Genomic DNA, 11461 nt, shown 5'->3' on the forward strand with positions numbered 1-11461 from the left:
GYGCCGGGGCATGCACGCCATCGACGCGAACCAGGCCGTACCGGCGGCGGACGGCGTCCTGCTGGCGACCGACGTCTACCGTCCCGACCGGCTACCCGCCCCGGCGGTGGTCACTCGCACCCCGTACGGTCGCGGTTCGCTGCTGGCAAACGGCGTCGGGTGGGCGCGGAACGGACTGGCCTACGTTGCCCAGGACGTGCGGGGGCGCTATGGGTCGGGCGGAACCTGGACCCCGTATCAAGGGGAGCGCGCCGATGGCCGGGCGTTGGTCGAATGGGTCCACCGCCAGCCCTGGTGCGATGGGAACGTGATCCTCGCCGGAGCCTCCTACGGCTCGTTCACCGCGTGGGCAGCCGCCGTCACCGTTCCCGAGCTCGTGCGCGCAGTGATCAGCGAGGTACCCGCCGCGGGTCTGCGGCCCGCCAACGTGGACCCGTCGGGGATCCTGCGGCTGGCCGAGTACGCCGGCTGGTGGGCCGAGCACGCCGAGAGCCRCACCAGCAGGAACGGGCTGTCCGCGCAGATGCTGGGCTGTGAGCCGGACCTGCTGCGGCACCTGCCGGTAGCTGACCTCGGCCGGCACCTCTGGGCACGGGTGCCACGCTGGTGGAGCGCCATAGCCCCGGCTCTGTCAGCCCCGGCTCTGTCAGCCCCGGCTCTGTCAGCCCCGGCTCTGTCAGCCCCGGCTCCGTTGACGACCGGCGACAGCCCGGCACCGCATGACCGTACTGGCGACGACCTCGGGGAGGGCATCAGCACGCAGGAACTGGCCCGCTGCTCGCTGCCGTCCCTGCACATCGGCGGCTGGTACGATCTCTTCCTGCCACAGACGCTGTGGCAGTGGGAAACCGCGGGCCGCGACCGCGCTCCGAACAGGCCCGCCCGGGGCCTGGTGATCGGGCCGTGGGGGCACGAGCTGTCGACCCCCGCTTCCAGCTCGGCGGGTGGGCGGGAGCACGGGCCCGCCTCGCAACTGCCGCTGGGACGCCTCCAGGTCGCGTGGATCTTTGACGTGCTGGCCGGCCGGGATGCGTCGATCACCAAGGTGTTCCTCGTCGAGGGCGGACGCTGGCTGGATCGGTGGCCGGCGTCCACCGCCACCCTGGGCCTGCAGGCCAGCGCTGACGGGTCACTCCTGCCGAACCCGCCCGAGCGGCCCGCCGAGCACCGGTTCACCTACGACCCGCTCGACCCCTTCCCCAGCCTCCCGCGGGACTGYGACCGTGCCCCCCTGGACGCCCGCGCCGACGCCGTGGCATTCCGGACCCCGCCACTGACGACGCCGACTGCCATCGTCGGCGCACCCACCGTCACGATGGCCGCAGACACCACGGGCCCCGGCACCGACTGGATAGTCCGGCTGGTGGAGCGGCTCGGTGACGGCCGGGCCTTGGAGGTCACCAGCGGCGCCGCTGCCGTYGGGCCCGGCGCGGCCACGGTGTCGATCCCGCTCGGCGCCAYGGCCCTGCTGCTCCACCCCGGCAGCCGGCTGGAGCTGCAGGTCACCAGCAGCGACTTCCCGCGGCTGGCCCGCACCCCCAACACAGGCCAGGACCGGTACACCACCAGCGCCACCCGGATCGCCACCCAGACCATCCACACCGGTCCAACCCGCGGCTGCCGGGTCGACCTGCCCGTGCTGGAGCACCCGTGAGATCAACCACCCCCGCGCCGGCCGAACGGCGTCTCGTCGACCGCCGACTCGGCGTCCTCACCCAGATCGTTCCCTACCAGCCGAGCCCCGCCATGCCGCGTTGCTGGGTCGGCTGGAGCGCCCGTGCCGCCGACACCCGTGCGTTCGCCACCTGGTCGGCCGAGCGGTTTGGCTTCGGTGCCGCCCTGGGCGATCACGACCGGGCGCGCCGTGCCGCGGTCGGGGAGGCCGTGGAACGGTACTGCGGCAACGCCGTTCCCGACGCCCTGGAGATCGCCTGCTACGACGATCTCGCCAGGGCCGGGCGGCCGGCTCTCGACCCGGCGACCCTGGCGCTCTATTCCGACCGGCAGTACCGCGCCCGCGGGTTCCCCTTCCGGCCCTTCACCCGCCAGACACCGGTGGCCTGGGTGCCCGGCCGCGACCTGTACGCCGGGGGTCCGGTGCTGGTGCCCGCGTCGATGGCCTACCTGAACTACTTCCGCGGCGCGCACGCCGACGAGGTGGCCACCCACGCCATGCTGTACGCCGGCATCGCCACTGGCGAGAACCGTGAGCACGCCGAGCGTTTTGCGTTGGAAGAGCTCTTCGAACGCGACGCGAACACCATCTGGTGGGCCAGCGGCGCCGCCGGCTGGGCCGTCGCCGATGCGGCTGAGCTCCTCGACCGGCACGACATCGCCCACGGAGAGGGCACCGGTCGCACCATCCGGTTGTTCCAGGTGCCAAGCCAGTTCCCGGTTCCGGTGCTCGCCGCCTTCCTTGAAGAACCGGGACGGGGGCTGATCGCGTACGGCACGGCATGCCGGGCGGACCCGCGGGAAGCGGCGACGAAGGCGCTCGTCGAAGCCTTCGCCATGCTGGAACTGACCGCCGAGCTCGCGGACGGTGACAGCGCGCACTGGCGAGCCGTCGCCCGCGGCGAGATACCCCCGCACACGTACCTGCCCTACCGCGCCGACCGGCGGTACGCGGATGACATCCGGCCGGATTTCCGCGACCTCGTCGACCTGCCCGCGGTCGCCCAGCTCTATCTGGATCCACGAATGCAGGGCCGGCCCCTCGACCGGCTCCGCGACGACACCCGCACCACCCGGCTCGCCGACATCCCCCGGGCCGACGGGGACGCCAACGGGGGCACAGCCCATCGACGCTACCTCGACATGCTCGCGACGCAGGGCCTGTCCGCCGTGTCAGTGGACGTCACCACCCCGGACGTGCGGGCGGCCGGCCTCACCGTCGTGCGGGTCATCGTCCCCGGGCTCTACGGCAACCCGCCCGCGGCCTTCCCGTTCCTCGGCGGCGAGCGGCTCTACGACGTACCCGCCCAGCTGGGCCTGGCTGCCGGAAAGATCACCGAAGACGCCCTTTATCCGTACCCGATCCCGCACGTCTRAGGAGCACCCATGGACCTCGCCGCGATCCTCGCCCCCCGAACCGGGATCATCCGCCGGATCGAACGCAACGCCATTCCCGCCACCCTGCCGCCCGAATTCACCATGTACACCGCCGTTCTCTCCGACACCACCAGGTTCTCCGCCTGGGCCAGTGACTTCGCCGGAGCCGGCTACGCCCTGCTCGACGACGACGCCGCCCTCGGGCCCGCCGTCGGCGAGGCCGTCGAACGCTACTGCGGGAACCTCGTCCCCGCCGGACTGCGCCGCGCCACCCACAAAGAGCTCACGGCGGACCGCGCCACCGTGCTTGACCCGCGCTCGGTAGTGCTGTACTCACCCGCCCAGTACGCCGGGCCCTACTTCCCGTTCACCGAGTACCGCGAGGATCTCGAGCTGGAATGGACGTCCGGCACCGACCTGCTTGCTGGCACCCCCGTCTGGGTACCCGCGCAGCTCGTCTGGGTGTCCTACGCCCACCAGGCCCAGGCCCGCGGGTTCCCCTACCTCAGCCCGGTCCTCAGCGCCGGCCTGGCCGCCGGTATGGACCAGCGCTCGGCGCAATGGTCGGCGATCTGCCAGATGATCGAACGTGACACGCTGACCATGGCCTGGCACGGCCGCCGGCCGCTGCGGGCCATCACCCCGCCCCCCTGGATCGCGCAGCTTGCCATGGGCGCGTACGGAAGCATGACGACCCGGTTCGTCGAATTCCCGAACGAGTTCGGCCTCGTCGTCGTCGGCGCCCTGGTGCACGACACGGCGACCGGCTACCTGACCATGGGAGCAGCGTGCCGGACCACCACCACGCCGGCGCTGCGCAAGGCCCTTGCCGAAGCCTTCCAGCTGCAGATGTTCGTCGCCGACCTCGACGACCCCGACGGCCCCTACATGCGCGCCGCACGCAACCCGCACAGCCCCCTCAAGCCGTGGCGAGCTGACCGACGGTACCTCGACGACTGCCGAGACGACCTGGCGGACGTCGTCGAGTACTGCACCCACCTCCAGCTCTTCCTCGACTCTCGCCTGCAGGACCGGCTGGAGGCCGAACTCGCCGAGGCCCTCACCGGCACGATCGGCTGGGAGACCCTCGACCGGGACGCCCGGCACGCCGGAGTCGACGACCCGACGGTGCTCGCGCGCACGCTCGCCGACGCCGGCCACCCGGTGACATCGGTCGACGTCACCACCGAAGACGTGCGCCCCACCGGCATGCGGGTCGTGCACACCTTGGCCCCCGGCCTGTACTCGAACACCTCTGTCGGCCTTCCGTTCCTCGGCGGCGCCCGGCTGGCCAGGCAACTCGCCGCGGCGGGCACCACCCGGCGCGACCTCCCGCTGCCRCATTAGCGCATTAGCGACGTAACCGAAGGGACGAGTGTGGCCGAGGACGTCACCGCGCTGGAGCGTATCCGGCGGGTCCAACAGGTCCTCAATGGTCCGCCGACCCGGCAGGTGATGCTCGACGGACTGCGCGCCRCCACCTGCCGGATTCCGCTGCCGGCACCGCGCGCGGACCTGCCGGTCGAGTTCGGCCAGGTGCTCGCGGCACGCAGGTCCTGGTACCGGTTCGATGCCGAGGCGCCGACCGCCGAGAATGTCTCCTCGCTCCTACGCTGGGCGGTGGGTCCGCAGCGGGATGTCCGACTGCCCGACGGCAGTCAGCACCGGATGTGGATGGCGCCGTCGGCAGGTGGCCTGCATTCACTGTCCATCTATCTCGTCATTGCGCGCGGTGCGCAGCTGCCCGGCGGCGTGTTCCGGTACGACGCCGAGGACCACTGCCTGCAGACGTTGYGGTCCGGCGAGCCGACGGCGGCGTTGCGTTCGGTGCTGGTCCAACCCGAGTTCGCCGAACGGGCGCCCATGGCGGTCGTCGTAGTCGCCCGGCTCGACACGACTCTCGTGAAGTACCCGGCACGCCATTACCGCACCCTGCACCTCGACGCGGGAATCGCCGTGCAGAACCTCTACCTGGTCGCGGCCGCACTCGGGCTGGCCGGATGCGCCGTGACGGCCTTCGACGACCAGGCCCTCGCCGAGTTGCTGCGTCTGCCCGACACGATGTTCCCGACCGTCGTGTTCCCCGTCGGCCGCCAGCCGGTCCGACCGCCAACCAGGCATGCGAGCTGACTACATTTCACTATCGCCGGCCGCGCCGGCCGCGCCGGCCGCCGCGGCCGGACGTGGGCGGACGTGGGCGGACGAGGTGCCCAGGCCCGTGGGGCCGCCGAAGGGCCGTACTCCCGCCGCTGGGTGGTACCGCAGTTCGGACTCCTCGTACCGATGCGTGCCCTCATGCCAGCGGAGGATCCCGGCCAGCCAGTTCTGGAGTTCCCGCGCGTAGCCCAGCAGCGCCTGCCGCGCCGACGCGTCCAGGGCGRAGCTGTCGAACAGCGCCGGAAGCTCGTGCGCCACGATGTGYTCGAACTGGCGTATCCGGGAGGTCATCAGATCGTTGACCACCGCGAGGGCACGCTCCCGGTCGCAGTCGAGGAAGTTCTCGACGACGAGGACACAGTTGTGGATCTCACCCTCGAACTGGATCTCCTTCTGATAGGAGAAGACGTCGTTGAGGAGACAGGCGTAGTCCGCGGCCGCGTTCTCCAAGGCCTGGATCGGCCGGGTGCGGTAGATCTCGGGTGGCACGGTCTGTTCCTGGGCCAGCCGGGCCAGCCGGGCCAGGCTCATCGTCAGATCCGAACCGAAGGTCGCCCGGCGCATCTCAATGTAGTCGATCGGGTCGGGAATGCGATTCTGGGCCTGGTTTGCCAGCTCCCACAGCCAGCTGTCGATCATAACCTCGACGGTGCCGCGGAACGTCTCGCGCGCGCCTGGCGCCATGGTCTCGGTGGTGCGCGTCCACAGGTCGGCCAGACCGCGTTCCAACGCGTTGGCCGGCACCGCGGTGACGGGGGAGTCCAGCGGCATGAACTCCGACAGCCGGGCGTTGCACACCTTGGCCCCGAGGATGTCCCGGGTGCGGCCGAAGATTACCGGGTAGTAGTCGTCGGCGTAGGTCCCCCAGGTGAGCCAGTCCGTCGTCAGATTCAGTTCCGGCAGGGTCGCGTCCGGATGGATTCCGGCCGAGCACAGCGCGAAGTCGAACGCCCGCAGTTTGTGTTCGTCCCAGATGCCCGGAATCGGGTCCAGCATCCCTACCGCCCGGGCCCAGATGATGTTTTCCCGGCGGGAGGCGTCCAGATGTGGGCTCTGCCCGGTCGAGAAGGGCATGCAGAAGTCGGGATGGCGCAGCGGCCCGACGATCTGGTGCGGGATGTGCGTGAAGGAGCGGATCCGGCGCGGTGTGGTGGTGACGAGGGACGGCACAATCCGGGCCGCCGAGGTACCGAGACCGGTGAGTCCGAGGAGTCCGCTGAGCTCGCCGCTCTCAGGCGCCACGGCCCGGTTCATGTACCGGCTCGAGCGCAGGTGCCATTCGTGGCCCCCTGACTGCCAGTCCTGCAGACCCTTCACGTACGCCAGGACCTCCAGCCGGCTCCCCGGGTCGACACCGTGCTCCTCGAGGACCGCCGGCAGTTCGGTGACCGCGGTGTGCTCGAACTGGTGCAGCCGCGAGGTGAGCAGGTCGTTGACCGTGTCGGCGGCCTCCTGGGTTCCACAGCCGAGGAAACGTTCGATGACGAGCACGCCGTTGCTGAGCTCGCCCTCCTCTTCGACCTCGCGCTGGTAGGAGAACAGGTCGTTGCGCAGATGCACGGCGTCGGCGAAGGTGTCCCGCAGTACCTGCAGCGGCCGGGTCGCCGCGACCTGGGCCGGCACCTCGGCGTCGGCGGCGTGCTCGACGAGGTTCGCCGACCAGGGCGCGCCGCCGACCTTGCGCCGCATCTCGACGTATTCGATCGGGTTGGCGAGCCTGCCGGCGTTGATGTTGGCTAGTTCCCACAGGGACTCGTCCAGCAGGTTCTTGGTGCTGACCGCGAACCGCCGCCGCCAGTCGGCGGAACGCTCCGGGACGGTCCGGGTCCACAGGTCGGCGAGTCCGCGTTCCACCGGGTTGGTCGGCGTCTCGGTGATCTCACCGTCGACGGGCATGAAGGCGGGCAGGCGGTCGAGGTAGGCCCGGGCGCCGGCCATGTCGTGGGACCGCTTGTACAGCTCCAGGAAGTGGTCGTCGAAGTAGAAAACCCAGACATACCAGTCGGTGWCCAGATCGAGTTTTCGGCTGACGGAGTCCGGATGGGTGTATRCACAGAGCAGGGCGTAGTCGTGTGCGTCGAAGTCGGCCTCGGTCCAGATCGCGGTTCCGTGCTGCGGAGAGTCGATCATCTCCATCTTGTCGGCCCAAGCCCTGCTGTGCACGCGGGCCTGTTCCAGGTTCGGATTGAGCCGTGCCGGATAGGGCACGTAGAACTCCGGTAGCGTGAAAGGCTGCATGACCCGCTGGTGAACCCTTCTCGGTCACGGGCTGGACGGCCGGCCCCGAAAGTCGGCCGGATACGGATCCTTATCCGTATCCGGCACCGGTGCACCTTCCCCGGGGAACCGGCCCCGGGGAAGGTGCACCGGGTCTGCCGAGGTGGCAGCGGAGAAGTGAACGTTCGGGGCGGCCGGGAGAGATCGGGCCGGGATGCCGCGGAGCCCCGCGGAACCCTTCCGGAACCCAGCGTGATCTCATGTGATCTCGCGTAATTCCGCGTAATTCCGCGGGTTCCGGGTGGTCCCAGCGGCTCGCGCGGCCGGGTGTCACCGACCGATCTCGACGTTCTCCAGGATACCGAGCGCGTCGGGGACGAGCACCGCCGCGGAGTAGTACGTGGTCACCAGGTACGAGATGATGGCCTTGTCGCTGATACCCGCGAATCTCACGGACAGGCCGGGCTCGTATTCGTCCGGCAGGCCGGCGTGGTGCAGGCCGATCACCCCCTGGTTCTCCTCACCGGTGCGCAGCGCGAGGATGGACGTGGTACCGGTCCCGCTGATCGGAATCTTGTTCAACGGGAGCAGGGGAACGCCACGCCAGGCCGGCACGTGCTGGTCGTGGAGGAGGACGGTGGCCGGGTAGATGCCACGGGCGGTGCATTCCCGGCCGAACGCGGCGATGGTCCGCGGGTGGGCGAGCAGGAAATGTGTGCTGCGTCGGCGGCTCAGCAGGTCGTCGAGATCATCCGGGGTAGGCGGACCGCTCCGGGTGTGAATACGCTGACGGAGGTCGGCGTTGTGCAGCAGCCCGAAGTCGGGGTTGTTCACCAGTTCGTGCTCCTGGCGTTCGCGCAGGGCCTCGACGGTGAGCCGGATCTGGTGCTCCAGCTGGTTGTGCGGTTCGTTGTAGAGGTCCGCCACCCGGCTGTGGATGCGTAGCACGGTCTGGGCGACGCTGAGCTCGTACTCGCGGGGGGCCAGTTCGTAGTCGACGAACGTCCCCGGCAGGTCCGGTTCCCCGGTGTGCCCGGCGGCGATCGCGATCTCCGCTTCGCCCAGGCGGTTGCTCGGGGGCTGGAGCCGGGTCCGGTACTCGTCGAGGTGACGCCGCAGCTCGTCGGAGGAGTCGGCGAGTTCGGAGAACTGCTGGCGCGACAGGACGAGGGCCGTCGTACCGGTGAGTGCGCGGGCCGTGAACTCCCAGGTCAGGTCCTCCTCGACCAGCGCCTCGTCACCGAAGTACTCGCCGTCGGCGAGTACGCCGAGTTCCCGCTCGTCGCCGTACTCTCCGAGGCCGAACCTGCCGACCTTACCGTGCGCGATCAGGAACACCTGGTCGGCGGCCTGACCGCTCTCCACCAGCACGTCTCCGGCAGCGAATTCCCGTTGGGCGAAGCGGTCCGCGAGCGCATCGAGCACCTCGCCGTCGAAGCCCCGCAGGGCGGGCAGCTCGCCGAGTTCGCGCGGAACGACCCGGACCTCGGATCCGGTGGTGGTGAACGTGAGGAGTCCGTCCCCGAGTACGTAGGTCAGACGGCGGTTGACCCGGTACACGCCGCCGGACGCCTGGACCCATGGCAGTATCCGCAGCAGCCACCGGGAGGTGATCTCCTGCATCTGCGGAACGGACTTGGTGGTCGTCGCGAGATTGCGCGCGGCCGCCGTGCTCAGACTCAGCCGGGGCTCTTCGCCGCCGGCATCCGTACCGGCCTGCACGGGTTCGGTCATGACAGACTCCACCTATCTCTGGTTTTCGCAGGGGCAGTTTTCCCACTGGGAGTGGGGGTTTACACTGGGGGTATGGGGGTTTTCCCGGAGTGCGGTTTCTATTGACCCGACGCACATGTAGAAGGCGCGGCCTGTGCACGGTCATAGGAATGTGCGGGCGTGACGGATCCCGGCGGCTGGCCGCCGACCGCAGGTACATCGAACCGACACGAAATGCGGGACGTCGAAGTTCCGATGCTGYGCTGGGTGAGTCCCGCCTTCCCTGAGTAGCGATGACATCTATGGGCGCTCCGTTGGTGTAACCCCCCCCATGGCGTCGAGTCAACAGGAGACCTGCGCTTGTCTCGAACGGAACGCGCGTCGTCTCGCCGCRCATGGGAAGCCTCCCGCATCGATCCCACGGGCGGCAAGCACTTTGCGGAACCAATCAGATCTGGTCCGGGCAGACCGGCCTGCTCTAGTCCTCGGCCCGGCCCGGCGACCACGCACCGTAAAGGGCGGCCAGGCGTTTTCTCGATCGTTTTCCCGGTGTCCCGGACGAACTGTCGGTACGCGGCGGACAGGAGTACCGTCCTCCTTTTCCGCTGGTTGATCCAGTCCGCCGGTGGATCAAGCGCCGATCGGCGCCCGTGTCCCGACCGTGGTGATATCGGGTCGAAATCTGGTCCGGCTGGCGGTCGGAGCGTTCGCGGAGTCCGCGCGCAAAATTCCTTCGGTGATATTCGTTCGCGCCGCGGAACATAGCCAATTTCCGGGGAACCCGGGTGGGAGCGCCGTCGTCTCCCTCGAGTGYGGCGTGCGGGTATTTCTTCACCCCCTGCGGTGGGCCGGAAACGTCACGGCGACGGGGACGGAGACGGCGCGTGGCGTCCCACCCGGTCCAGACCTGCCGCGCCGGCCCGTCCGCGGCAGATCCGGACCGGTTGCGGACTTCTCACGACACGCCGTAGACGCTGACCGCTTCTCCTGGTCAGGGCCTCGGCCCGAGTGCCCGTCCCGGGCCCGCAACCGCGGCCTGGTCCGATCATCCGCCGGATGCGGCGGCCCAGCGGCCCAGCGGCCCAGCGGCCCCGGCGGGGCCAAAGGCCTGGAGATTGCGGGACCTGTGGCCATTGCGGGACCTGTGGCTATGGCCGAAAAGGGGTATCCGTCCGCCCGGCACGGCTGGTCGGATGATCGACCCGAGGCGCATCGTATCGAGCCGGTCCTGCCGACCGAGGGAGCCATTGCCTCCCGGCAACGGCGCCGGCCGAATCCCGCGATGCGAGGGGCATGCCTCGGCCGGTCGCCTTCGGTTCAAGCTTCGACTCAAGCCTGGACGCCAGGAATTATCACTATACGTGTCTTTGGGAGGGTATCGGCGTTATTCCGTCGTACGCGCCGGTCGGCGTGACCGGTGCGGCGTGACCGGACGGCGCAGGTGCTCCCAGGCATCAACTCACCGTCATCGCGCCGACGGGTTACTAGGAATTATGAGCTACTCATGGGGCCGTTTAGGTGGCTACTTCGTACTGGCCCTGATTGGGGACGTCGGTAGGCGGCGAGCTGCCCCGGCCGGATCGGGGCACTCTCGGTACCCCGATCCGGCCGGGGCAGGTTGACGAGCCCAACGTGCCGGTTGGGCCCCGCCGGTCGGGCGTCCTCGATGCCGCGCGATTTCGAGTGCCGTCTCGGGGCACGCCGACATCGAGGTCTCGATGGGCGGACCGTGATGAGGAGGACATCATGCCGATCAATGACGCTGGGTTCGACGGCGGCCGAGCGGCGCAGTTCTCCCACGACGACGTCGTGGGAGTCCTGCTCGAACAGCACGCCCGCATCCGCGAGCTGTTCGCGGACGTGAAGTCGGCGGCGGGCGAGCACAAGCGCCGGGCGTTCGACGAGCTGCGGGCGTTGCTCGCCGCGCACGAGACCGCCGAGGAGATGGTCGTGCGGCCGGTTACGAAGAAGATCGACAGCCGGGTGGCCGAGGCGCGCAACCACGAGGAGGACGAGGCCACCCGCGTGCTGCTGGCGCTGGAGAAGATGGATGTCGGTAGCGCCGAGTTCGATGCGAAGCTGGCGGACTTCGAACGGGCCGTTGTCGACCATGCCGAGCATGAGGAAAACGAGGAGTTCCCCCGGGTGCACGCGGCCCGCGACGCCAGGCAGCTGGAAAGCATGGGCCGTCGGCTTCGGACGGCGGMGAAGTTCRCTCCCACCCATCCGCACCCGTCAGCCGCCGGTTCGACCGCCAAGCAGTGGACGGTAGGTCCGATCGCCTCGGTCATCGACCATGTCCGGGATGCCGTGACGCGGCGGG

Annotated in this window: 7 protein-coding genes; 5 read left to right on the plus strand and 2 right to left on the minus strand. The window is 69.6% G+C overall.

The features are described 5' to 3' along the window. The first annotated feature begins 10 nt into the window (after nucleotides 1–10). From KBI5_RS14960 to KBI5_RS14975, 4 genes are all read left to right on the plus strand, one after another. Nucleotides 11–1654: a CocE/NonD family hydrolase gene (locus tag KBI5_RS14960; protein WP_085015580.1), complete on the plus strand. Its 1644-nt coding sequence runs from the start codon at nucleotides 11–13 to the stop codon at nucleotides 1652–1654. Nucleotides 1655–1746: 92 nt separating this feature from the next. Next, complete coding sequence (locus KBI5_RS14965; protein WP_241882923.1) at nucleotides 1747–3051, plus strand: YcaO-like family protein; 1305 nt, start codon at nucleotides 1747–1749, stop codon at nucleotides 3049–3051. 102 nt (nucleotides 3052–3153) lie between these two features. Further along, on the plus strand, nucleotides 3154–4398 hold the full coding sequence (locus KBI5_RS14970) for a YcaO-like family protein (protein WP_241882924.1): 1245 nt from the start codon (nucleotides 3154–3156) through the stop codon (nucleotides 4396–4398). 30 nt (nucleotides 4399–4428) lie between these two features. Further along, a complete protein-coding gene (locus KBI5_RS14975; RefSeq protein ID WP_085015581.1) occupies nucleotides 4429–5181 on the plus strand; it encodes a SagB family peptide dehydrogenase in 753 nt (250 codons plus the stop codon). Here KBI5_RS14975 and KBI5_RS14980 read toward each other — a convergent pair whose 3' ends face one another. Next, the gene (locus KBI5_RS14980; RefSeq protein ID WP_085015582.1) at nucleotides 5182–7446 is read right to left on the minus strand and encodes a family 2 encapsulin nanocompartment cargo protein terpene cyclase; all 2265 of its coding nucleotides are present in this window, start codon (nucleotides 7444–7446) and stop codon (nucleotides 5182–5184) included. A 309-nt stretch (nucleotides 7447–7755) separates the two neighbouring features. Next, a complete protein-coding gene (locus KBI5_RS14985) occupies nucleotides 7756–9159 on the minus strand; it encodes a family 2B encapsulin nanocompartment shell protein (RefSeq protein ID WP_011438585.1) in 1404 nt (467 codons plus the stop codon). A gap of 1725 nt (nucleotides 9160–10884) precedes the next feature. Between KBI5_RS14985 and KBI5_RS14990 the strand changes: the two genes are divergently transcribed. Further along, nucleotides 10885–11461, plus strand: a 577-nt coding sequence (locus KBI5_RS14990; protein WP_085015583.1) for a hemerythrin domain-containing protein, incomplete at its 3' end; no start/stop codon positions are given.

The sequence above is a fragment of the Frankia sp. KB5 genome, from assembly GCF_002099325.1.
Lineage (GTDB): Bacteria > Actinomycetota > Actinomycetes > Frankiales > Frankiaceae > Frankia > Frankia casuarinae.

Excerpts from the sequence above, each read along its gene's own strand:
- KBI5_RS14985 (WP_011438585.1), bottom strand. The coding sequence starts at position 9,159 with ATGACCGAACCCGTGCAGGCCGGTACGGATGCCGGCGGCGAAGAGCCC.